This is a genomic window from Bordetella flabilis (assembly GCF_001676725.1).
In the GTDB taxonomy this organism is placed as follows: Bacteria; Pseudomonadota; Gammaproteobacteria; order Burkholderiales; family Burkholderiaceae_B; genus Bordetella_C; species Bordetella_C flabilis.
The window spans coordinates 647208-668553 of sequence record NZ_CP016172.1; the positions used below are offsets into that span (position 1 = coordinate 647208).

Below are 21346 nucleotides of genomic sequence, written 5' to 3' on the forward strand. Positions count from 1 at the left end.
GTCAGTCCAGTGTTTTGCGGGTAAGCCGTCCCACCGCCCAGAGGAGCGCGACGGCATAGGCGGCCAGGATGGCGCAATCCTTCAGGATCAGCGGCCAGTAGTCGCCCGCCAGGAAAAGCGTCTTGACCAGCTCCATGAAGTACGTGGCGGGCAGGGCGTGCCCCACGATGCGCACGACGACCGGGACATTGCGCAGGTCGAACACGAAGCCGGACAGCATCATGGCGGGCATGAAGCTGGCCAGGATGGCGATCTGGCTGGCGAGGAACTGGTTGCGGGTCACCGCCGATATCAGCAGGCCGATGCCCAGCGACACCAGCATGTACAGCATGGAGCCGGCCAGCAGGGCGGCGGCCGAACCTTGCAGCGGCACATGGAAGAGCACGCGCGCGGCCAGCAGGCACAGCGCCAGGCCCAGCATGCCGACGCAGAAATAAGGAATGATCTTGGCGAGCAGAATTTCGACGGGACGCACGGGAGTCACGAACAGCGCCTCCAGCGTGCCGCGCTCCCATTCGCGCGCCATGACGAGCGCGGTCAGGAAGGCGCCGATCAAGGTCATGATGAGCACAATCAGGCCCGGCACCAGATACCAGGTACTGTCGTTGGCCGCGTTGAACCACATGCGGTCGACCACCGTGACGCCGCCGGCCGGGGCCGCCGCCCCGCGATCGCCGCGTTTCTGCAGCCAGATGCCGACAGCGCCTTCGACATAGCGGCCCACCGCCAGCGCGCGCGTCGGATCGCTGCCTTGGACGAGGACCTGCACGCGGGCATCGCCGCCCGCCAGCCGGCTGGAGAAATCGCTGGGAATGCGCAACAGCGCATCGGCTTCGTGGTTCTCCATCGCGCGCCGTGCCGCGGGATAGGACGCGGCCGGCTCGCAGTCCAGGTAAGGCGACAGCGCCATGCTGGACACCAGGTCGTGCGCCTGGGGCGAGTTGTCTTCCATGACGACAAGCACGCGGGCGTTTTTGACATCCAGCGATAAGCCGTAGCCGAAGATAAGGATCAGGAAGATGGGCAGCACCAGGCCGATCAGCATGTTGGCGCGGTCACGCAGCAGTTGCCGGACCTCCTTGCGCGTCAAGGACGCCACGCGGCGCCAGAAGCCGCCGCCCGCCACCGTGTCGGACGCGCGCGGCTGGGACGGCGCCGTTTCGCTTTCCGGCCCTTGTTGCATCCTCGATCCCATCGTCCATCTCATGCCGGCGCTCCCGCAGGCGAGGGCGCGGGTTGGCGACCGCTTTGCACAATGGAGATGAAAGCTTCTTCCATGGTGAGCCGATGGTCCGGCGTCGCGCCCGCCTGTGCGCGCACGGCTTCCGGGGTCCCCAGGGCCAGGAGCTTGCCCGCGTCCTGGATCACGATGCGGTCGCAGTACTCGGCTTCTTCCATGAAGTGGGTGGTGATGACGACCGTGGTGCCCGTGTCGGCCAACGCGGTGATGCGCCGCCAGAACGCACGGCGGGCCAGCGGGTCGGCGCCGCTGGTGGGTTCGTCCAGGAACAGGATCTCCGGTTCGTGCAGCAGCCCGACCGCCATGGCAAGCCGCTGCTTGATGCCGCCCGGCAATTGTCCCGCCGGCTTGTCCAATTGATCGCCCAGCGCGAACTCGCGCGTGACCGTATCGATGCGCTCGCGCAGCCGCGCGCCGCGCAGGCCGTAGGCGCCGCCGAAGAAGCGCAGGTTCTCCAGGGCCGTCAGGTTGCCGTACAGCGCGAAGGTCTGGGATACGTAGCCGATGCGCGCACGCGCCTGGGCGCGCGCGGTACGCAGGTCCATGCCTGCCACGCGCGCCTGGCCGCCGCTGGCGGGGAGCAGGCCGCAGAGCATGCGGAAGGTGGTGGTCTTGCCCGCGCCGTTCGGCCCCAGCAGCCCGAAGATCTCGCCGCGTGCGACGCTGAAGGTGGTCCGGTCGACCGCGGTGAAGTCGCCGAACCGGCGCACCAGGTCGCGCACTTCGATGGCAGGGCCGTCGGCGGTTCGAGTACTGGCTGATGCCGGCTGCGCGGCCGTGGTGGGGGGCGTTTCGGTAGCCGTTGCCGTTGCTGTTGTCGTGGCCGTGGCCGGGCCTGCGCCTTTCGACGCAGGCCCGTCGCGATGCGCCTCGCGGGCGGCGTCGGTCGGCTCCGTGGCGTCGCCGGCGCGCAGCAGCACCATGAAACCGTCTTCGAGCCTTGCCGGCACGGGTTGGGCGCCGGGCGCTTCATCGGCAATGGCGGGCAGGCCATCCGGGGACGACACGATAAAGCGGATTTCTCCGCCGCGCGGCACCGCGTCGATGACGAGATCGCGGTGGTCCAGCAGGCGCGCCTGCCGCTCGCGCGGCGCTTCCCCGTGGCGGCCGGATACGACGAAGCACAGGCCGTCGGCACGGCCCGCGATGTCGGCGGGCGTGCCGCCTGCCAGCATGCGGCCTTCATGCAGGACATGGACATGCGCGCAGCGTTCCGCCTCGTCCAGGTAGGCGGTGGTGACGAGGACGGTCAGGCTTTCGTCATGCACCATCTGGTCGATGATTTCCCACAGCTCGCGCCGCGACAACGGGTCCACCCCCACCGTGGGTTCGTCCAGCAGCAGCAGTTCCGGTGCGCGTACCAGCGTGCATGCCAGGCCCAGCTTCTGCTTCATTCCCCCGGACAGCTTGCCGGCCAGCCGCGCGGTGAAGCGCTTCAGGTCCGTCATCTCCAGCAGGCGCGCGTATCGGTCGCGCCGTACCTGCGCCGGCACGCCATGCAGGTCGGCATACAGGTCCAGGTTCTCCTGCACGCTGAGGTCTTCATACAGGCCGAAGCGTTGCGGCATATAGCTGATGCGTTCCTGGATGGCCTGGGCCTGCGTGGCCGTGTCGCGGCCCAGCACCTGCAGGCTGCCGGCATCGGGCCGCATCAAGCCGCTGGCCAGGCGCAGGAAGGTCGTCTTGCCGGCGCCGTCCGGGCCCACCAGGGCGCTGACCGTGCCGCGTGGGACCGTCAACGAAATATCGTCCAGCGCCTGCACCGGCCGCCCGGTCGCCTTGTTCACGAAGCCCTTGCCCAGGCCTCGCGCATCGATGATGCGGTCGCTGGCGTCGCTCATGAGACGGGGCTCCGGGAGGCGACCGGCGCGGACGCCTGGGTGTCGATGTGCACCGTGGCCGGCATGCCCAGCCGCAGCCGGTCCTGGGGATCGGCGACCAGGACCCGGACTTCGTAAACCAGGCTGGTGCGCAGGCTTTCGGTCTGCACGCTTTTGGGCGTGAATTCCGCTACCGACGAGATATAGCCAATCGAGCCGGCGATGGCCTGGTCGGGATGGCTGTCGGTATAGACCTGGGCCTGCATTCCCATCCGTATCCGGCCCAGGTCCGCTTCGCTGACGTAGGCGCGTATCCACTTGGGATCGTAGATGGCCAGGGTATAGGCCGGACGCTGGGGCGACGCCATGTCGCCAGGCTCCAGCAGGCGCGACCGCACCACCGCGTCGCGCGGGGCTTTCAGCTGCGCCAGGTCCATCTGGTGCTGCAGCAGCGCGGCGCGGGCTTTTGCGGCATCCCGTGCGGCGGCGGCTTCGGCAATGTCCTCCGCCCGCGGTCCCAATTGCGCCAGCCGCAGCGCCTGGCGTTCGGCTTCCAGTCGCGCCTGGGCGACATGCATGCGCGCCGCGGCGGCGTCGAGGTCTTCCTTGCTGACGGCGCGTCCGGCGGTGTGCCCGGCGACGCCGCGCAATCGCTGCCACTGGCGTGCCGCCAGCTCGGCATCCGCCTGGGCTGCCGCCGCCTGGGCCCGCGCCTGCTGGACTTCTTCGGGCCGTGTGCCGTTGCGCAGGCGCAGCAAGGCCTGCTCGCGTGCATCCACTTCGGCCCGCGCCTGCGCCAGTTGCAAGGCCACGGTCCGGGTATCCAGCAGGGCCAGCACCTGGCCCGCCCGGACACGGTCGCCTTCTTCCACGCGCATTTCCGCGACGCGGTCGCTGCCGTCGAAGGCCAGCGACACTTGCCGGATATCGACGTTGCCGTACAAGGTAAGGCGGCTCGGATCGGCAGCCGGGCGATACAGGGCCCACGCGGCGACAGCGAGCGCGACGATGGCCACGGCGAGGATAAGCAGCTTTTTCTTCATGGCACAGGGACGAATGCGTGGATGAAAGAGGGAGGCAACGTCTCGTACTGGCGTCCCGGATCGGCGTCCCGGATCGATATGGAAAGTACGGACCAAGAAAACTCTAACTCAAATTTGAATTTGAGATAGACTTTACGACAGTTTTTCCGAGAATGCACGTGCGCACTTGCGCGCCCTGGCCGTCATGTCCGTTCGCGATCCGCTTTCCACAGAATACAGGGCGCCCACCCTGCGCGCCCGCGCGGATGGCGAAGCCACCCGCGCCAATATCATCGAGGCGGCGGGCCAGCTGTTCGCCGAACGGGGCTATGCCGAGGCGACCAGCAAGGCCATATGCGAGCGCGCGCGCACCAATATGGCGGCGGTGAACTATTACTTCGGCAGCCGCGACGAGCTTTATCTGGCCTTGCTGCGTGAAGTGCACAAGCGGCTGATGAGCATGCAGTTCCTGCAGGAGATCGCCGATAGCTCCAGGTCTCCAGAGGAAAAGCTGCGCGTGTTCCTCGATGGCCTGGTCAGCACCGTGGTCGATGGAACCAGTTGGCATACGCGCCTTTGGGCACGGGAAATCCTGGCGCCGTCGCCCTTGCTGGGCCAAGTGATGCGCGAACAAGCCTTGCCCAAGTTCCAGTTGCTAAGCGGCATCGTCGGCGAAATCACGGGGCTGGCGCCCGGTACGCCGGCACTGAGCTGTTGCGTGTTGAGCGTCATCGCGCCCTGTCTGATGCTGCTGGTGGTGGATCGCAACATCGATACGCCCATCCGGTCCCTGTTCCAGCGGCCGGCTGCCGAACTGGCCGCCCAGATGCATGTGCTGGCCCTGCATGGCCTGCGGGCGGTCCGCGCTGGCGCGCCCCGCAAGCCCACCCAGGCTTCATCGAGGCGCCGACCCCGCGCCTAGCCGATTGCGGCCCCGGCGGTCCGGGCCCAGTCGCCTCGGATTCCGGCGCTTCGGATGCAGGCGCTCAGATTCCGGCACTTCGGGCCCAGGCGCTTCGGACCAGTCGATCCGGACCCAGGCGCTTCGGATCCAGGCGCTTCGGAGCCAGCTGTTTCCGGCGCAGCGCGTCACATCCCTTTGTTACCATAGCCGTTTGGCGTCGTGCTACCGCAAGCGGTGATCCTGCGGCAGGCGGCCAGGACCGCCGGATGGCGCGCTCGGCCAACGCTGCGGAAATGCGGCGCAGGAAGGCAGGCAGCGCAAACCAGGCGCGCGCAACCAGCGCCGGCAATCGGCGATACATGAAGAACAGGCCCAGACCGAGTACCGCGGGACAGCGATGAAAACGTGGATCAAGCGCATATCGATAGCCTTGGCAGTGGTGATCGGCCTCGCCGTCGCAGGTTTGGCGGTGTTTCTGCTGACCTTCGATCCGAACGCCTACAAGGACCGGCTGGAATCCTGGGTCCAGCAACGCTATCACCGCACCTTGACCATAGAAGGCGATATCGAGGCGACGCTTTTTCCCAGCCTCGGCTTGACGCTGCAGGGCGTCTCCCTGTCCGAACCGGGCGGCACGGAGACCTTCGCCTCGGTGGAGAACGCCCGCATGGCGGTGGCGATCTGGCCGCTGTTGTCGCGTAACGTGGTGATCGATCACGCCACGTTCAGCGGCGTGAAGGCGCGCGTGGTGCGGGACAAGCAGGGGCGCCTGAATTTCCAGGACCTGATGGGCAAGGCAAAGACGAGCGATGGCCCGGGCGGCGCCGATGCAGGCGCATCGGGCGACGAATCGCGCGCGGGCACGCCGTACATCGACATCGCCGGGCTCGATATCAAGGACGGCGAGGTGCTGCTGCAGGACGACGCCACCGGCCGGGCGCTGACCATTTCGCAGCTCAGCGCCCGCACCGGCCGCGTGCGGGTCGCCGAGCCCTTCGAACTGAGCGTGTCGGCACATATCGAAGGCAGCGCGCCGCAGTTCAACGCCGACCTGTCCGGCCAGGGCGAACTGACCATGGACCCCGATGCGCGGCGGTATGCCGCCCGCAAGCTGGACGTGAAGATCGCAGGCCAGTTGCCCGGGGTCCAGGCCAAGAACCTGGCGGTGCGCGGCGACATCGCTTTCGACGAAGGCCGCGGCGCCCTCGACGTGACGGGCCTGATGGCGGTTTTCCAGGGCGAGCTCGCGCGGTTGGCCGGTGGCCCGGCCAGCATGGACGCCAGCGTCGCGGCGCAGCGGCTGCAATTGGATCGCGCCGGCGGCGCCATGCGCGTCGACAAACTGGCGGTGCGCGCCAAGGGCGCGGCGCGCCCCGGGCCTTTCGAGCTGGCGGTCGATGCGCCTTCCCTGGACCTGTCGCCCAAGAGCGCCGCCGGGGTCGCCATGACGGCGCGCCTGCGTGTGGCCGGCAACGATGGCATGGACCTGCGCCTGGGCATCGACGGTGTCGGCGGCAATACCGGCGGCCTGTCGGCCGCGCAAGCCACGATCGCCGGGGAGATCAAGCAGGGCGCGCGCACGTGGACCTTGAGCGCGGCATCGCCGATAACCTTCGTCCCCGCGAGGCGCGCGATCGCTGCCACGGCGCTGGCCGGCGAGGTCGCCATCGCTGATCCCGGATTGCCGGGCGGCGCATTGAAGATTCCCTATACCGGCGCCGCGCAGGCCGACGGGGTCGCCAATACCGCGAACCTGCGCCTGGAGGGGCAGCTGGAAGGCGGCAAGCTGGCGCTGTCGGCCGACGTGGCGCGTACTTCCGCCCAGCCGGCCATACGCTTCGCCGTGGCGGCCGATACCCTGGACCTGGACAAGCTGATGCCCGCCGGTACGCCCGCGCAGCGCGCCGGCCCGGCAGCCGTTGGCGGCAAGGACAGCGGTACGGGAGCCGCCGTACCGGGGGCAGGGGCCGCGTCCGCGCCTGCCTCTGCGCCCGCGCCAGCGGCGCCCGGCGGCCCCAGCGCCGCGCCACCCGGGACCGCGGCGCCCGCATCGCCATCGGCCGCGTCCGCTCCGCGCCCCGGTGGCGGCATCGATCTTTCCGTGCTGGTGGGTCCCCAGGCACAGGGCACGATAAAAATAGGGCGCCTGGTCGCGCGCGGTCTCGTGGCGGAGAACCTCTCCGGCGCGGTACGGCTGGCGCAGGGCAAGCTGGATGTCTCACCGCTGGCGGCCACGCTGTATGGCGGCAAGCTGGCCGGCAACGTGTCCGTCGATGCGGCGCGCGACAATGCCATCGCCACGCGCTTCACGCTGGACGGCGTGGCCATCGGCCCGTTGCTGGCCGCGGTCGCCAAACGCTCGCCCATGACAGGCGTGGGCAACGTGGCGGCCGACCTGACGACGCACGGCCGGCAGGGCGATGCCTTGCGCGATAACCTGGGCGGCACCCTGCAATTGCGCTTGCGCGATGGCGCGATCAAGGGCTTCGACGTGGCGCGCACGCTGCGTGAGCTGAAGCAGGCCATACTTGGCGGCAAGCAAGGCGAGCAAGCCGACGTGAGCGCGGATGCGTCGCGGGAGACCACATTCAGCCGCATGGACGCGGACCTCGCGCTGGCGGCCGGCATCGCAACCATCAAGCGCTTGGACGTGGTGTCGCCGGTGGTTCGCGTCAGCCAGGGAACGCCAGCCATCATCGATCTGCCCAAGGGTACGCTGGACGTAGTCGCCAATGTCCGCATTGCCGACCCGCCGCCGTCCTATGCGGACCTGGCCGAGTTGCGCGGCCTCGCGGTCCCCGTCCATGTCGCCGGCCCTTACGACGCCTTGCGCTACCGTGTCGACTGGCGCGCCGTGGCGGGCGATGCCTTGTCGCGCGCCTTGCAGCGGGCGCTGCGCGACCGTGGCGCGGACAGTAATAGAAATGGCGAATCGCGCCAGGACGCCATCAAGGACCTGGGCAGAATGTTGAAAGGGATCACCGGAAAATGAGCGCCTTGTACCATCCCGTCGCCCACTGCGGCGGTCTCGACGATCCGCGCGCCGCGGACTACGAACGCCGCTGGCTGCTGGTGAACTCCGGCGGTCAATGGATGACGCGGACCGAATGCCCGGCGCTCGCGGATATCGCCGTCGAAATGCGCTTCGGGTACCTGGTGCTGCGCGCGCCCGGAATGCTGCGCATCGACATCCCCCTGGACGTAATCGAGGATGACGACAGCGTACGCAGTGCCGTGCTGGTGGGCACGCAGGCCGTGGATGTCGTCGATGAAGGCGAACTGGCCGCTGCGTGGGTGTCCAATTTCACGGGCATCCCGTGCCGCTTGATGAAGGTGCATCCCGACATGGGACCGGTCGACTGGCCGGAATAGGGTGTTGGCGGCCACGGCGCCGCATGGCACGATGGTGCCCGGCCTTCAGCCGCCGCGGCGCCGGCCCGTGATGATCCAATGGGCGACCAGGCCCGCCACCAGGCCCCAGAAGGCCGACCCCACGCCCCAGAAGCTCATGCCGGACGCCGTCGCCAGGAGGGTGATCAGCGCGGCTTCGCGTCCTTCCGGTTGCTGCATGGCGGCCGCCATGCCGCCCATGATGGGCGCGAGCAAGGCCAGGCCGGCCAGGGTGGCGATGAGCGCCGGGGGCATGGCCTGGAAAAACACCGCGACCGCGCCGGCCGCCACGCTCAAGGCAATGTACGACACCCCGTAGACGACGGCGGCCACATAGCGCCGCGCCGCATCGGGATGCGCTTCGCTGCCCGCGCAGATGGCGGCGATGATGGCCGCCAGCGTCACGCTGTGTGCCCCGAACGGCGCGGCCAGCAAGCCGATGCCGCCGCTCACGCCGATAATGCGCGATGCCGGCACCTGCTGGTAGCCGGCGGCCTGCAGCACCGCCAGGCCGGGCAGGTTCTGCGAGGCCATGCCCACAACGAAAAGCGGGATGGCCAGGCTGACGACGCCGCGCCAGGTGAACACCGGCGTGGTCCACACGAATTCGGTCAGCCGCCAGCCCGCGCTGTCGAACCGCAACAGGCCCAGGGCAGCCGCGACGGCCAGTCCGACCGCCAGGACGGCGAGGATGGCGTAGCGGGGGGCATAGCGCTTGAAGGCCAGGTAGGCCAGGGCCATGGGCAGGACCAGCGCGGCCTGCCGGCCCATGGCGCCGAACACTCCAACGCCGAAGTTCAACAGCACGCCAGCCAGCATGGCCGAGGCGATCTGCGGCGGAATGCGGCGCGCGATGGGATCGACCCAGCCGAACACGCCGCACACCAGCGCCAGCGCGGCCGCCACCACGAAGGCGCCGACCGCTTCGCCGAAGGGTACGCCGGCCAGGGCGGTGATGAGCAGGGCGGCGCCCGGCGTCGACCAGGCCAGCACTATCGGTAGACGGGTACGCAGGCTCAGGTACACGCCACCCAGCCCCAGCGCCAGGCAGATGGATCCCAGCCAGGAACCGATGCGGGCGGCGTCCAGGCCGGCGGTATGGCCGGCCTGCACCATCAGCACGGCGGTGCCGCCGAAGCTCACGAGCACGGCGACCAGGCCGGCGACGATGGCCGATAGCGAAATGTCGTTGCGGGACGGAGTGGTGGAACTGGTAGCGGTCGAGCCCGGCATCGGCCTATGCCCCTCCGGTCAGGCGGCGGTATTTGGCCATGAGCTGGTCCTGGCCTTCCTGCCACTGCGGGTGCAGTTCGATGCATTCCACCGGGCAGACGACCTTGCATTGCGGTTCGTCGTAATGCCCCACGCATTCGGTGCATTTGTCCGGGTCGATGACGTAATAGTCATCGCCCATCGAAATGGCTTCATTCGGACACTGCGGCTCGCAGACGTCGCAGTTGATGCATTCTTCGGTGATCTTCAGGGCCATGGCGGACTACGGCGACGCGCGCCGGTCGGGCGGGGCGCAGGGCGCGCCAAGCTGGTCATTGTAATCCCGCCATCATGCGACCCGGTCCATGATGGCTGCCGCCCCGGCATCGCGCGCAAGCGCGGCGGCCCCGCATGCCGGCAACCTAGCCGGGCCAGCTTTGTTCGCGGCGTTCCTTGGCTTTTTCCTGCAGCCAGCGCTCCACCGACGGAAACACGAACTTGCTCACGTCGCCACCCAATTGCGCGATCTCGCGCACGATGGTGCCGGAGATGAACTGGTACTGGTCGGACGGCGTCATGAACAGCGTCTCGACATCGGGCAGCAGGTGGCGGTTCATGCCCGCCATCTGGAATTCGTATTCGAAATCGGACACCGCGCGCAGGCCGCGCACAATGACGCGCCCGTTCTGGTCCCGCACGAAGTCCTTCAGCAGTCCGCCAAAGCTTTCCACGCGGACGTTGGGGTAATGCCCCAGCACTTCACGCGCGATCGAGACGCGCTCGTCGATGTTGAAGAAGGGCTTCTTGTTGCGGCTATGCGCAACGCCCACCACCACCTCGTCGAACAGCGCCGCGGCGCGTCGAACCAGGTCTTCGTGTCCCCGCGTCAGCGGGTCGAATGTGCCGGGGTAAATAGCGATGATCATGCGCCCTCCCTTGTTTTGTAGGTGTATGTCATCTCTCCGAATCGCCGATTATTGATCTATTTCTGCATTGCAGCAAACCGGAGTAACTGATAGTGGACGGCGCCTGCGCGATCCTTGCGCAATGTTTCGTAATTTTCGGGTGGGACGAGCTCCGATTCGCTCTCCACGTACACCAGGCCATCATCGGTCAGCACGCCCGGAAGCAGCGGCCACAGGCGCGGTAGCCAGCCCTGGCCGAAGGGCGGGTCGAGCAGCACCAGGTCGTAGCGCGAGGCGTCCATGCGCCGCAATGCATCGAGGGCGTCGCCGGCATGGATGCGCACGTGTTGGGCGTCGAGCTTGTCGCGCAGGGCGCGCAGGGCGGCGAGCGCGCCACGGTCGCGCTCGACCATCTGGACGTGCGACACGCCGCGCGACGCGGCTTCGAATCCCAGGGCGCCGCTGCCGGCGAACAGGTCCAGCACCGATTTGCCGGCGAATTCGCCGTTCCAGAAATGGTTGACCCAGTTGTAGAGCGTTTCGCGCACGCGGTCTGGCGTGGGGCGCAATCCCGCGGCGTCGACCACGGCGATCGGCGTGCGCCGGTATTGACCGCCGACGATGCGAATATACTTGTTCGTCATGCTGAGATTCTTCAAGAAAAAACCGCCCGCGCCCGTCCCTGAACCGGCGCAGGCCCCCCCGCCCGCCGATCCGGCCGGCCAGGCCGCACCCGTTCCCGCCCCGTCCGTCGACGCGCCCCCGGCACCTCCCGAGGCAACGCCAGCGCCGCCGCCCTGGCCGCAGGGCCATGCCGAGGCCATCGACCTGCAGGATGCCTCCGCGGGCGTGCCGCAACAATCGCCCGTGTTCCCCACGCCGGCCCCCCATACCGAAGCGCCCTTGCAGCCGGCGGCGCCGGTCGAGGCCGAAGCCCCCGCCCCAGCGGAGCCGGCGGCGGCCAGGACGTCCTGGCTGCAACGCCTCAAGCAGGGCCTGTCGCGCACGGGCCAGAGCATTGGCGGCCTGTTCGTGGGCGTCAAGGTCGACGAGAACCTCTTCGAGGAGCTCGAAACCGCGCTCATTATGGCCGATGCCGGTATGGAGGCCACGCAAAAGCTCCTGACCGCGCTGCGCGCCCGGGTCAAGAAAGACCGCCTGGAAGACGCCACGCAGGTGCGCGAGGCCTTGCGGCAGATCCTGGCCGACCACCTGCGGCCGCTGGAGCGTCGCTTCGACCTGGCGCGCGCCAAACCGCTGGTGGTCATGATTGCCGGCGTGAACGGGGCCGGCAAGACCACGTCGATCGGCAAGCTGGCCAATACCTTCCAGAGGCAGGGCGCCAGCGTCCTGCTCGCCGCCGGGGATACCTTCCGCGCGGCGGCGCGCGAGCAGCTCATGGAATGGGGCGCCCGCAACAACGTCACGGTCATCGCCCAGGAAGGCGGCGACCCGGCGGCGGTGGCTTTCGATGCGGTGAACGCCGCGCGCGCCCGGGGGGCGGGCGTGGTGATGGTGGATACGGCGGGCCGCCTGCCCACGCAGTTGCACCTGATGGAAGAGCTGAAGAAAATCCGGCGCGTGATCGCCAAGGCCGACAGCGCGGCGCCGCATGAGGTCCTGCTGGTGGTCGACGGCAATACTGGCCAGAATGCGCTGGCCCAGATCCGCGCCTTCGATGCCGCCATCAATCTCACCGGTCTGGTGGTCACCAAGCTGGACGGCACGGCCAAGGGCGGCACGCTGGCGGCCGTGGCGGCCGGCAGCCAGGGCGTGCGCCCCGTGCCGGTGTACTGGATCGGCGTGGGCGAACGCCTGGAAGACCTGCAGCCCTTCGTCGCCGACGAATTCGCCGCGGCTTTGCTCGGCATGTCCGCCTGAGGTCGCATTGCCGCGCCAGGGCCGGCTCCCCCGCCGGCCTGGGCAGCCCAGCCCGCCTGGAGCCGAACTGGCGCCATCGCAGCCGGCATGCCGGATTGCAGGCGGGTTTCAGCCGAATCGCCGCCGGCGCGCAGCGGCGTGCCGCCGCTACTTCCAGAACCGCTTCGCTTCGCCCAGCTTCTTGAAAGCCCGCTGGGCTTCGGTCACCAGCTTCTCCTGGCGCGCGCTGATCCAGCCCAGCGCGAACCAGGCCTGCGGATAGCGGCTGCTCCATTGGCGGTACAGGTCATGGGCCACCGCCAGGTCATTCATCTCCCCCAGCACGTCCTGCACGGCCGCCAGCCTGCGGCGGTAATCGCGCATCTTGGCCGCCGGCAGCAGCGACTCGGCAAAGCTCAGGCCATAGCGCAGGCGCTTGGCGCGCTTGCGCAGCTCATGCCGCGCGGGGATCTCCAGATCGGCGAAAACGGCGCCTTCGCCCAGTACCTGCTTATGCCATTTCCGCAGGCGCCGCGCCAGCAAGACCTGCAAGGGACGGGACTCGCGCGGCGGGTTGAGCGGAATGATGGTCGGCTGCAGCGGGGCGGCGGCGTGGCCTGCCGGGATCCCGCCGCCATCGTTCGTGCCGCGATCGGCCGTGCCGCCATCCACGGAACCGCCATGCTTGCCCTCGGCGCGCGCCGGACCCGCGCCGGGCGCCGCATCGGCATCGTTCCCGGGGCTGCCGGCGTCGGCCTGTTTCCCGGTGCTGCCGTCGTTCCCCGCGCCGGGCTGCACGGCAACGCTGGCGACGGCCAGGCGCGATGATCCGCGAGCCAGCGCGGGCGCGGCGGGCGGCGCCCTGCGCACGGGGCCGCGTGAGCCGGATGCGGCGTCGCCGGCTTGCGGCGCACTCGCGGCCGCCGGCTGCTGCGACTGCCCGTCCTCCGGCCGCACGTCCAGGCTCCATTCCAGCATGTCCAGCAGCCAGGCCTGGAATGCCGTGCTGGCGGCGTTCACCTGCGCGGTCTCGGGCGGCGCCCCGTCGTCGGGGATGGGAAAGGTCGGCATACCGGCCTTCACCAGGGCCGGAATGATCGACTCCTGCAGGACATCCTGGTCCCGGTTCGCACCGAAGTGCGCGAAATGCGCGCGCAGGGCGTCCTGCATGGTCTGGGGCGGCAACTGCGCCCAGCCCCTGAACAGGCGCCATGCCGAGCGCAGGCGCCGCATGCCGACCCGCAACTGATGCACGTGCTCCGGTTGGCCCGCGCTGTAGCGATCCAGCGTATCGACCTCCGCCAGCATGGCGGCGTTGCGGGCCACCTGGTCCAGGCATTCCCCGGCTGCCACGCCGAGGGCCTGCGCGGGCGTCATATCGGATGACAGCCGCACCGGCTTGGCAGAGCGGGGGCCCCAGAATTGCGCGATGGCGGCCGTGCGCGCCTCTTCGCCCAGGTCCGGCTGCGCCAGCGTATGGGCCAGCTGGGCCAGGGCGTCGCCGCGTTCGGATTTGCTGCGCGGATCGAGCACCAGTCCATGACGGGCCTGCCAGGTACGCGTCGCGGCGAAGATGGCCGCCGGACGGCCGGACATCAGTTCGAACTCCACTTCGCAGATGGGCAGTTCCAGCTCGCCCGCGCGCAACAGCCCGCTGTCATAGGCGATTTCCACCGTCCCATAGCGCGTGCGCGACTTGCGCAGCAGCCGGATCACGTCGGTTTCGTAGCGCAGTCCCAATTCGCCCTTGAGGCCGGCCAGCGTGTCTTGCACCTCGGTGCCGGCATAGACGGACAGGTCCAGGATCGGGCCGGGGCGCGGATGGTTTATTTCTACCCGGGTAATGGCGTTGGCCCCGGGCGTTTTCAGCGTCTGGATCCAGTTGCGCCCTTCCCGGCGCAGCCGTATCGCCACCCGTGCGCGGGCCAGTTCGCGTCCCGGGGTATCGAAATACATGGCATGGAGCGACACGCGCTCGGCCCCGGCCTGTTTGAGTTCCCGCTCGACGGCCGCGCGGGACGCCCTGGGCACGTGCAGCTTCAGTTCCTGTTCCGACATGACATTCCGCAAAACCACGAAAAGTACGGATCTTACGCATCCATGGCCGGATATTGATGACCAGTCATGAAGCGGTCATGTCGCCGGGCCCCGACGGCCAGGGCAGGCAGCGCCTGGGGGCACCATGGGCACCGGCTGCTGCTTCCGGGCTCCGGTTCCACGCCTACCCCTCGTGTCCACGCGTCCACCGCCTCCACCGCCCCACCGACGACACCGCCGCCCATGGCGCGGAGTCACAGGCGCCGCGGGTCCGGGGACGAGGAAATGCCAATTCAACGGCGCCGGCCGCGGGTTTTGCGCGCAGCGGTAAAATCCGCTTTTCTCCGCCCGTTCTTTCCGTCATGTCCGCCCAGCCGAACTCCGTCGCACCCGCCCCCGAAGCTGAATCGTTCGGCATCGCCTCGGTCTCCGAGATCATCGCCGAACTTCGTGCCGGCCGCATCGTCATCCTGGTGGACGAAGAAGACCGCGAAAACGAGGGCGACCTGGTCATGGCGGCCGAATTCGTCACGCCGGAGGCCATCAACTTCATGGTGACGCACGGCCGGGGCCTGGTCTGCCTGACGCTGACGGAAGAACGCTGCCGCCAGCTGGACCTGCCCCTGATGGCGTCCCGCAACGGGACTCGCTTCGGCACGAATTTCACCGTGTCCATTGAAGCGGCCGTCGGTGTCGAGACCGGTATTTCGGCGGCCGACCGTGCCCGCACGATCCGCGTGGCCGTCGCCCGCGACGCCAAGCCGGAGGACCTGGTCCAGCCCGGCCACATCTTCCCCGTGCGCGCCGTGCCGGGCGGTGTGCTGGTGCGCGCCGGCCACACCGAGGCCGGCTGCGACCTGACTGCCATGGCCGGGCTGACGCCCGCGGCCGTCATTTGCGAAATCCTGAAGCCCGACGGCGCGATGGCGCGCCTGCCGGATCTCGTTTCCTTCGCGCGCGCCCATGGACTGAAGATCGGCACCATCGCCGACCTGATCCAATACCGCAGCGAACACGAATCCATCGTCCAGCGCCTGGGCGCGCGGCCCATGCAGACGGCCTGGGGCGAGTTCCAGGCCGTGGCGTACCGCGATACCGCCACCCAGTCCATCCACCTGGCGTTGGTCCACGGCGCAATAGACCCGCAGCGCGAGACCCTGGTCCGCGTACACGAGCCGGCCTCCATCCTGGACGTGCTCGATACCGGCGCCAGCGGCCACAGCTGGGGTGTCGCCCAGGCCTTGCAGGCGATCGCGGCGGCGCCGGCCGGTGTGGTCGTCCTGATGAATTGCGAGGCCGGGGGCGAACACGTGTCGGCGCAAATCGCCGCCTGGAACGAAGCGGCCGACGCCACCCGCGAAGCACGCGGCGGCGACCGTCTGGGCTTGCGCACCTACGGCATCGGCGCGCAGATCCTGCGCGACCTGAACGTCGGCCAGATGAAGCTGCTGGCGCGTCCGCGCAAAATGCCCAGCATGGCCGGCTTTTCCCTGTCCATTACAGGTTACGATTGCGACCCTCCTGCGTCCCCGGTACGCTAGGGCCTGCTGTCATGTCCACCTTCGCCGGGCGGACACGGCACGCCGCCTCGGTCGGCCCGCTATCCGGTCGCATCAAACCCTTGCACCAACCGCCCCGCAACCATAAGGCAGTCATCGATGAACCCCTATACCTTATCCCCCGATCTGAACGGCGAGGGGCTGCACATCGGCATTGTCCGCGCACGCTTCAACGAGGAGATCGGCCAGGCCGAACTCGAGGCCTGCCTGGAGGAACTCGAAAAACTCGGCGTGGACGAGCGTGATGTCATGCTGGTGACCGTGCCGGGCGCGCTGGAACTCGGCGTTACGCTGGCCCGCATGGCCGAGACCTATGAATTCGACGCGCTGATCGCCCTGGGCGCCGTCATCCGTGGCGAGACCTACCACTTCGAGATCGTCAGCAACGAGATGGCCGCCGCGCTCACCCGTATCTCCATCGAGACCGGCATTCCCATCGCCAACGGCGTGCTCACCACCGATACGGACGAACAGGCCGAAGCGCGCGCGCCTGGCAAGGGCCGCGATTGCGCCCAGGTCGCGGTGGAAATGGCCAATCTGGTGGCCGCCCTCGAGCCGGAGACGGACGACGAGGACGAAGAAGACGAAGATTTTGACGAAGAAGACGATGACGACCGCTCCTGATCAAGCCGCGCAGGCGCGCGCCAATGCGCGCAGCGCCCGCCGGCGCGCGCGCGAGTTCGCCCTGCAGGGTGTCTACGCCTGGCTGCTACGCGGCGGCGAGGGCACCCAGGATGCCGGCGAAATCGATGCGCACCTGCGCGACGCCGAGGACTTCCCGGAAGCCGATGCGCAGTGGTTCAAGACGCTGCTGCACGGCGTCCTGCGTGAAGCACCCAACCTGCGCGAACGGTTCACGCCTTTCATCGACCGTCCGCTGAACGAGCTGTCGCCCGTCGAGCACGGCATTCTCCTGATCGGCAGCTACGAGCTGGTGCATCACGTCGAGGTGCCTTACAAGGTCGCCATCAACGAGGCCGTCGAACTGGCCAAGTCGTTCGGCGGCACGGATGGCTTCAAGTTCGTCAATGGCGTGCTGGACAAGCTGGCCGCCGTGGTGCGTCCGCACGAAGTACGCGCGGCTCCACGCCGCTAGGCCTGTCCGGGCCCTGACATCGGCGGCGTGGCGCTTGCCTTGCTCTTGTGCCCACGACCTTGTGCGAACCAAGTCCGGCCGTGATGTCGCGATACTCCAGGAGCGTCCGGTGGCTTCCGAATTTGACCTGATCGACCGCTACTTCAAGCGCAAGGCGCCGGCCGGCATGTTGGGCGTAGGCGACGACTGCGCGCTTTTTGCCGTGCCCGCCGGCATGCACGTGGCCACCAGCACCGACCTGCTGATCGAGGGGCGGCATTTCTTCGCGGATGTCGATCCTCGGGCACTGGGCCACAAGTCGCTGGCGGTCAATGTATCCGACCTGGCCGCCATGGGCGCCCAGCCCATCGGCTGCCTGCTGGGCCTGGCGCTGCCCCAGGTGCGTGAACCCTGGCTGGCTGCTTTCGCGGACGGCTTCCATGCCATGGCGCTCGCGGCCGGGTGCCCGCTCATCGGCGGCGACACCACCGGCAATCCCGGCGGCCTGGCCATCAGCGTGACCGTATTCGGCGCGGTCTATCCCCAGGCGGCGCTGCGCCGTGACGCCGCGCGGCCCGGCGACGATATCTGGGTGTCGGGCGTGCTGGGCGAGGCCGACATTGCCTACCGGCTGCTCAGCGGCCAGATGCCGGCGGACGACGCCTTGCTGGCCCGCACCCGCGCGGCGCTGGAATGGCCGCAGCCGCGCTATGCGCTCGGCCAGGCGCTGGCCGGCCTGGCCCACGCCGCCATCGATATTTCCGACGGCCTGCTGCAGGACCTGGGGCATATCCTGCGCGCCAGCGGGGTCGGCGCCCGCCTGCGCATGGACGACCTGCCCGTGTCGCCGGCCCTGGCGGGGTTGCCGGCGGACCGGCTGCGGCATGCAGTGCTGGCCGGCGGCGATGTCTACGAACTTTGTTTTACCGCGCCCGCGGCACACGGCGACGCCATACGCGCCGCCGCGACGCACGCCGGCGTCGCGGTCTCCCGCATCGGCGTCATCGACGCCGATGAAGCGCTGGTCGTGCTCGACGCCGACGGCGCGCCCCTGCCCGATTTGCCGCGGGGTTTCGACCACTTCCGATCCACATGACCCAGACCCCTCCTTCCGAATCCGTTTCCATGCGCGAACGCCAGCGCGTGGCCTATCCTTCCTTCGCGTGGATCTGCGGCGCTCCATCGCGCTTCGTCGCGTTCGGCCTGGGTTCCGGGCTGGTGCGTCCCGCTTCGGGCACCTGGGGCACGGTTCTGGCCTGGCTGATCTGGCTGGCGGTCGCGCGCTGGTTCAGCGATCCCGTCCTGGGCCTGCTTCTTGCTTTGGCGCTCGCCTATGGTTGCTGGGCCTGCCATCGGGCGGGCCAGGAACTGAATGCCCCGGATCATGTCGGTATGGTCTGGGACGAGATGGTGGCGTTCTGGCTGGTGCTGTGGTTGACACCAGGGGGCTGGATCGCGCAGACCTGCGCCTTCGTGCTGTTCCGGATCTTCGATATCGCCAAGCCGCCGCCTATCCGCTATTTCGACGCCCGCATGAAGAACGGTGTCGGCGTCATGTGGGACGATCTTCTGGCGGCGGCCTATACGCTGCTGGTCATGGCAATCGCTGTGCGTTTCGGAGCCTTTCAATGACGATGTTGGATACCCAAGTAATCGACCTTGCCAGGATGCTGGGCAAGGAACTGGCGCGGCGCAACTGGATGATGGGAACTGCCGAATCCTGCACCGGGGGCTTGCTGGCGGGCGCCATCACGGCGGTGCCGGGTTCCAGCGGCTGGTTCGACCGGGGCTTCGTGACCTACACCAATGAAGCGAAGGTGGTCGATCTGGAAGTCTCGCCGGATACCCTTAACCTGTACGGCGCGGTCAGCGAACCGGTGGCCCAGGAAATGGCCAGCGGGGTGCTGCTGGCCTCGCGCATGTCCCATGTGGCCGTCTCCACCACCGGCATCGCCGGGCCGGAAGGCGGCACGCCGGGCAAGCCGGTGGGGATGGTGTGCTTCGGTTTCGCGGTGCGCGCCGGCGACGGCATCACCACCCGCGCCGCCACGCATGTGTTTCCCGGCGACCGTACCCAGGTGCGCGAACAGGCCGTGATGTTCGCGTTGCGCGGCGTACTGGAAACCATCGGGGCCAGCGCGGAGATGCCCAGCCCGACCCTGGCCTGACAGGTCCGGGACCTAGCGCACGGCGTTGATGGCGTCGCGCAGGTCGGCGGCCGCCTTGCCGGCTGCCTCGCGCCAATCCTTGCCGCTGGACGCGTACAGGATCGCGCGCGATGAATTGATCAACATCCCCGTACCCATGGCATTGCGCGCATTGGTGACCGTGGCGGTTACGTCGCCGCCCTGGGCGCCGATGCCGGGCACCAGCAGCGGCACGCCGTCGCCCACGCGCTGGCGCACGGCGGCCAGTTCCGTCGGGTAGGTCGCGCCCACCACCAGCCCGCATTGCCCTTGGGCGTTCCATTTGTCAGCCACCAGCCCGGCCACATGCAGGTAGAGCGGTTCGCCGCTTTCGGTCTTCAGGAACTGCAGGTCCGAACCGCCGGGGTTCGACGTGCGGCACAGGACGAACACGCCGCGATCGGTCCAGCGCAGATAGGGTTCGACGGAGTCCAGGCCCATGTAGGGACTGACCGTGACGCAGTCGGCCTGGTAGCGCTCGAACGCCTCGCGGGCGTACTGTTCCGCCGTGGTGCCGATATCGCCGCGCTTGGCGTCCAGCACGATAGGGCGGTCCGGGTGCCGCGTGCGGATGTGGTCGCACAGGGCTTCCAGCTGGTCCTCGGCGCGGTTGGCGGCGAAGTACGCGATCTGCGGCTTGAAGCTGCAGGCGTAGGGCGCCGTGGCGTCGACGATGTCGCGGCAGAAGCGGAAGATGGCGTCCGGCTGGCCGTCCAGCTCGCGCGGCAGGCGGCCCGGATCCGGGTCCAGTCCCACGGTGAGCAGGGAGCCGGACGTTAGCCAGGCGCGATCGAGCTTTTCTTTGAAGTTCATCGTCAATGCAGTTTTACGCGGGGGCGTGTCCGGCGCAGCAGCACGCGGCCCAGGGCCAGGCAGGCGGTGCGCCAGATGCCCAGGAGGGCCCGGTGGTGCATCAGGTGCAGGCTCATGTACATGAACCGCGCCAGTGTACCGCTTACGAACAGGCCCCGGCCGGCCAGCTTGCCCATCAGGCTGCCCACGCCGGCGCCCTGGCCCAGCGACACCAGCGACCCGTGGTCCTTGTAGACATAGCCGCCGGGCGCTTCCGGCAGCCCGCGTATGCGCAGGCCGATCTTGCGCGCCAGGTAGGTGGCCTGCTGGTGCGCCGCCTGTGCTCGGGCCGGAACGGTGCCATGACCCTTCCACGGGGCGGCCGCGCAGTCGCCGAAGGCCAGCACGTAGGGGTCCGCCGTTTCGAGCCGTTCGTTGACTTCCAGTTGGCCGATGCGATTGACCGGCAGATCCAGTTCGCGCAATACGGCCGGGCCCTGGATGCCGGCCGCCCACAGGCACAGGTGAGCGTCGAAATGGACGCCGTCTTCGGTCCGCACGTCTTGCGCCGTGACTTCGGCCACGCGTCGCCCCGTCTGGACCTTGATGCCAAGTTCCGCCAGGCGCGCATGGGCGGCGCGCGCCAGCTTTTCCGGCAAGGCCGCGAGGATGCGAGGCGCGCCTTCGAGCACGGTGATGCTCAGGTCGCGTTCCGGCCGGAAACTGGGCAGCCCGTACGCGCCGATGACGTGGCTGGCCTCGTGCAGTTCCACCGCCAGCTCCACACCGGTGGCGCCGCCGCCCACGATGACGATGTTCAGGCGCGCCGTCGGATCGTGCACCTTCGCCTGGTCGACCTGGATCATCGCCTTCAACAGCGTCAGCCTGAACTGCTCCGCGCTTTCGGTGGAGTCCAGGGTGATGGCATGTTCGGCCGCGCCGGGCGTGCCATAGAAGTTCGATATGCTGCCGATGGCCAGCACCAGCGTTTCGTAGGGGAGCGCGCGTTCCGGGATGATGGGGACGCCGGAGGCATCCACCACCGACTGCACGCTGACCGTGCGGTTGGTGCGATCGACGCGCTGCATGCGTCCCAGGACGAAGGAGAAGTGGCACATATGTGCCAGCATCAGGTACGACAGGCCTTCCTGGTGGATATCGAGCGTACCGGCCGCTGCCTCGTGCAGGGACGGCTTCCAGATATGGAAGGGGCGCTCGTCCACCAGCGTGACACAGGCCGGTCCATGGGCGCGGCCCAGCCTGGCCGCCAGTTCGAGTCCTCCGGCGCCGCCACCCACGATCACGACGCGGTGGGGTGGGGCATGGAAGGGAGGGGTCGGCATG

General features: G+C 68.6%; 20 protein-coding genes. 10 read left to right on the forward strand and 10 right to left on the reverse strand.

All coding sequences use genetic code 11. From position 1 onward, the window contains the following. Position 1: 1 nt before the first annotated feature. From BAU07_RS02865 to BAU07_RS02875, 3 genes are read right to left on the reverse strand one after another with little or no spacing between them, the layout of a single operon-like run. Entirely contained in the window at positions 2 to 1207 is a 1206-nt protein-coding gene (locus BAU07_RS02865; protein ID WP_232338234.1) for an ABC transporter permease, read from the reverse strand. After that, a complete protein-coding gene (locus tag BAU07_RS02870) occupies positions 1204 to 3081 on the reverse strand; it encodes an ATP-binding cassette domain-containing protein (RefSeq protein ID WP_066653933.1) in 1878 nt (625 codons plus the stop codon). The genes BAU07_RS02865 and BAU07_RS02870 overlap by 4 nt, the downstream gene beginning before the upstream one ends. Further along, positions 3078 to 4103, reverse strand: coding sequence for an HlyD family secretion protein (locus BAU07_RS02875; protein ID WP_066653935.1), 1026 nt, complete (start codon positions 4101 to 4103; stop codon positions 3078 to 3080). The genes BAU07_RS02870 and BAU07_RS02875 overlap by 4 nt, the downstream gene beginning before the upstream one ends. A gap of 184 nt (positions 4104 to 4287) precedes the next feature. Here BAU07_RS02875 and BAU07_RS02880 point away from each other — a divergent pair, with 184 nt between their 5' ends. The 3 genes from BAU07_RS02880 (at position 4288) to BAU07_RS02890 (ending at position 8358) form a co-directional block, all read left to right on the forward strand. Further along, on the forward strand, positions 4288 to 5004 hold the full coding sequence (locus tag BAU07_RS02880; RefSeq protein ID WP_066664652.1) for a TetR/AcrR family transcriptional regulator: 717 nt from the start codon (positions 4288 to 4290) through the stop codon (positions 5002 to 5004). Between the two features lie 379 nt (positions 5005 to 5383). Next, positions 5384 to 7978, forward strand: a complete 2595-nt coding sequence (locus BAU07_RS02885) for an AsmA family protein (RefSeq protein WP_066653937.1) — start codon at positions 5384 to 5386, stop codon at positions 7976 to 7978. Then, on the forward strand, positions 7975 to 8358 hold the full coding sequence (locus BAU07_RS02890; RefSeq protein WP_066653942.1) for an MOSC N-terminal beta barrel domain-containing protein: 384 nt from the start codon (positions 7975 to 7977) through the stop codon (positions 8356 to 8358). Before BAU07_RS02885 ends, BAU07_RS02890 begins: the two co-directional genes overlap by 4 nt. A 45-nt stretch (positions 8359 to 8403) precedes the next feature. Here BAU07_RS02890 and BAU07_RS02895 read toward each other — a convergent pair whose 3' ends face one another. The 4 genes from BAU07_RS02895 to rsmD all read right to left on the reverse strand — a co-directional run bounded on the left by BAU07_RS02895 (position 8404) and on the right by rsmD (position 11137). Further along, entirely contained in the window at positions 8404 to 9609 is a 1206-nt protein-coding gene (locus BAU07_RS02895) for a benzoate/H(+) symporter BenE family transporter (protein ID WP_066653944.1), read from the reverse strand. Positions 9610 to 9613: 4 nt separating this feature from the next. Further along, entirely contained in the window at positions 9614 to 9865 is a 252-nt protein-coding gene (locus tag BAU07_RS02900; protein WP_066653946.1) for a YfhL family 4Fe-4S dicluster ferredoxin, read from the reverse strand. 145 nt (positions 9866 to 10010) lie between these two features. Then, positions 10011 to 10514 (reverse strand): pantetheine-phosphate adenylyltransferase, encoded by a 504-nt coding sequence (gene coaD, locus BAU07_RS02905; RefSeq protein WP_066653948.1) that lies wholly within the window; start codon positions 10512 to 10514, stop codon positions 10011 to 10013. Between the two features lie 56 nt (positions 10515 to 10570). Beyond that, positions 10571 to 11137, reverse strand: a complete 567-nt coding sequence (gene rsmD, locus BAU07_RS02910) for a 16S rRNA (guanine(966)-N(2))-methyltransferase RsmD (RefSeq protein ID WP_066653950.1) — start codon at positions 11135 to 11137, stop codon at positions 10571 to 10573. On the opposite strand from rsmD, the gene ftsY reads away from it, so the two are divergent. Continuing rightward, complete coding sequence (gene ftsY / locus BAU07_RS02915; protein ID WP_066653952.1) at positions 11136 to 12374, forward strand: signal recognition particle-docking protein FtsY; 1239 nt, start codon at positions 11136 to 11138, stop codon at positions 12372 to 12374. The genes rsmD and ftsY overlap by 2 nt on opposite strands. Before the next feature lie 147 nt (positions 12375 to 12521). Here the strand turns inward: ftsY and BAU07_RS26650 are convergent, their stop codons facing one another. Further along, positions 12522 to 14411: a CYTH and CHAD domain-containing protein gene (locus tag BAU07_RS26650; protein WP_084025200.1), complete on the reverse strand. Its 1890-nt coding sequence runs from the start codon at positions 14409 to 14411 to the stop codon at positions 12522 to 12524. 341 nt (positions 14412 to 14752) lie between these two features. Between BAU07_RS26650 and ribBA the strand changes: the two genes are divergently transcribed. From ribBA to BAU07_RS02950, 6 genes are all read left to right on the forward strand, one after another. Next, the gene (gene ribBA / locus BAU07_RS02925) at positions 14753 to 15931 is read left to right on the forward strand and encodes a bifunctional 3,4-dihydroxy-2-butanone-4-phosphate synthase/GTP cyclohydrolase II (protein WP_066653954.1); all 1179 of its coding nucleotides are present in this window, start codon (positions 14753 to 14755) and stop codon (positions 15929 to 15931) included. 117 nt (positions 15932 to 16048) lie between these two features. Further along, positions 16049 to 16573 (forward strand): 6,7-dimethyl-8-ribityllumazine synthase, encoded by a 525-nt coding sequence (ribH, locus tag BAU07_RS02930; RefSeq protein ID WP_066653956.1) that lies wholly within the window; start codon positions 16049 to 16051, stop codon positions 16571 to 16573. Further along, on the forward strand, positions 16557 to 17045 hold the full coding sequence (gene nusB / locus BAU07_RS02935; protein WP_066653958.1) for a transcription antitermination factor NusB: 489 nt from the start codon (positions 16557 to 16559) through the stop codon (positions 17043 to 17045). Before ribH ends, nusB begins: the two co-directional genes overlap by 17 nt. 166 nt (positions 17046 to 17211) lie before the next feature. Further along, a complete protein-coding gene (thiL, locus tag BAU07_RS02940) occupies positions 17212 to 18120 on the forward strand; it encodes a thiamine-phosphate kinase (protein ID WP_232338312.1) in 909 nt (302 codons plus the stop codon). Positions 18121 to 18149: 29 nt separating this feature from the next. Then, positions 18150 to 18656, forward strand: coding sequence for a phosphatidylglycerophosphatase A family protein (locus tag BAU07_RS02945; RefSeq protein WP_066664654.1), 507 nt, complete (start codon positions 18150 to 18152; stop codon positions 18654 to 18656). Continuing rightward, positions 18653 to 19192 (forward strand): CinA family protein, encoded by a 540-nt coding sequence (locus BAU07_RS02950; protein WP_066653964.1) that lies wholly within the window; start codon positions 18653 to 18655, stop codon positions 19190 to 19192. Before BAU07_RS02945 ends, BAU07_RS02950 begins: the two co-directional genes overlap by 4 nt. 12 nt (positions 19193 to 19204) lie before the next feature. Here the strand turns inward: BAU07_RS02950 and pyrF are convergent, their stop codons facing one another. Both pyrF and BAU07_RS02960 read right to left on the reverse strand, forming a co-directional pair. Beyond that, complete coding sequence (gene pyrF / locus BAU07_RS02955) at positions 19205 to 20023, reverse strand: orotidine-5'-phosphate decarboxylase (RefSeq protein ID WP_066653965.1); 819 nt, start codon at positions 20021 to 20023, stop codon at positions 19205 to 19207. A 2-nt stretch (positions 20024 to 20025) separates the two neighbouring features. Next, the gene (locus BAU07_RS02960) at positions 20026 to 21345 is read right to left on the reverse strand and encodes an NAD(P)/FAD-dependent oxidoreductase (protein WP_066653966.1); all 1320 of its coding nucleotides are present in this window, start codon (positions 21343 to 21345) and stop codon (positions 20026 to 20028) included. Position 21346 lies beyond the last annotated feature (1 nt).

Excerpts from the sequence above, each read along its gene's own strand:
- BAU07_RS02865 (WP_232338234.1), bottom strand. The coding sequence starts at position 1,207 with ATGAGATGGACGATGGGATCGAGGATGCAACAAGGGCCGGAAAGCGAA.
- BAU07_RS02870 (WP_066653933.1), bottom strand. The coding sequence starts at position 3,081 with ATGAGCGACGCCAGCGACCGCATCATCGATGCGCGAGGCCTGGGCAAG.
- BAU07_RS02875 (WP_066653935.1), bottom strand. The coding sequence starts at position 4,103 with ATGAAGAAAAAGCTGCTTATCCTCGCCGTGGCCATCGTCGCGCTCGCT.
- BAU07_RS02880 (WP_066664652.1), top strand. The coding sequence starts at position 4,288 with ATGTCCGTTCGCGATCCGCTTTCCACAGAATACAGGGCGCCCACCCTG.
- BAU07_RS02885 (WP_066653937.1), top strand. The coding sequence starts at position 5,384 with ATGAAAACGTGGATCAAGCGCATATCGATAGCCTTGGCAGTGGTGATC.
- BAU07_RS02890 (WP_066653942.1), top strand. The coding sequence starts at position 7,975 with ATGAGCGCCTTGTACCATCCCGTCGCCCACTGCGGCGGTCTCGACGAT.
- BAU07_RS02895 (WP_066653944.1), bottom strand. The coding sequence starts at position 9,609 with ATGCCGGGCTCGACCGCTACCAGTTCCACCACTCCGTCCCGCAACGAC.
- BAU07_RS02900 (WP_066653946.1), bottom strand. The coding sequence starts at position 9,865 with ATGGCCCTGAAGATCACCGAAGAATGCATCAACTGCGACGTCTGCGAG.
- coaD (WP_066653948.1), bottom strand. The coding sequence starts at position 10,514 with ATGATCATCGCTATTTACCCCGGCACATTCGACCCGCTGACGCGGGGA.
- ftsY (WP_066653952.1), top strand. The coding sequence starts at position 11,136 with ATGCTGAGATTCTTCAAGAAAAAACCGCCCGCGCCCGTCCCTGAACCG.
- rsmD (WP_066653950.1), bottom strand. The coding sequence starts at position 11,137 with ATGACGAACAAGTATATTCGCATCGTCGGCGGTCAATACCGGCGCACG.
- BAU07_RS26650 (WP_084025200.1), bottom strand. The coding sequence starts at position 14,411 with ATGTCGGAACAGGAACTGAAGCTGCACGTGCCCAGGGCGTCCCGCGCG.
- ribBA (WP_066653954.1), top strand. The coding sequence starts at position 14,753 with ATGTCCGCCCAGCCGAACTCCGTCGCACCCGCCCCCGAAGCTGAATCG.
- ribH (WP_066653956.1), top strand. The coding sequence starts at position 16,049 with ATGAACCCCTATACCTTATCCCCCGATCTGAACGGCGAGGGGCTGCAC.
- nusB (WP_066653958.1), top strand. The coding sequence starts at position 16,557 with ATGACGACCGCTCCTGATCAAGCCGCGCAGGCGCGCGCCAATGCGCGC.
- thiL (WP_232338312.1), top strand. The coding sequence starts at position 17,212 with ATGTTGGGCGTAGGCGACGACTGCGCGCTTTTTGCCGTGCCCGCCGGC.
- BAU07_RS02945 (WP_066664654.1), top strand. The coding sequence starts at position 18,150 with ATGCGCGAACGCCAGCGCGTGGCCTATCCTTCCTTCGCGTGGATCTGC.
- BAU07_RS02950 (WP_066653964.1), top strand. The coding sequence starts at position 18,653 with ATGACGATGTTGGATACCCAAGTAATCGACCTTGCCAGGATGCTGGGC.
- pyrF (WP_066653965.1), bottom strand. The coding sequence starts at position 20,023 with ATGAACTTCAAAGAAAAGCTCGATCGCGCCTGGCTAACGTCCGGCTCC.
- BAU07_RS02960 (WP_066653966.1), bottom strand. The coding sequence starts at position 21,345 with ATGCCGACCCCTCCCTTCCATGCCCCACCCCACCGCGTCGTGATCGTG.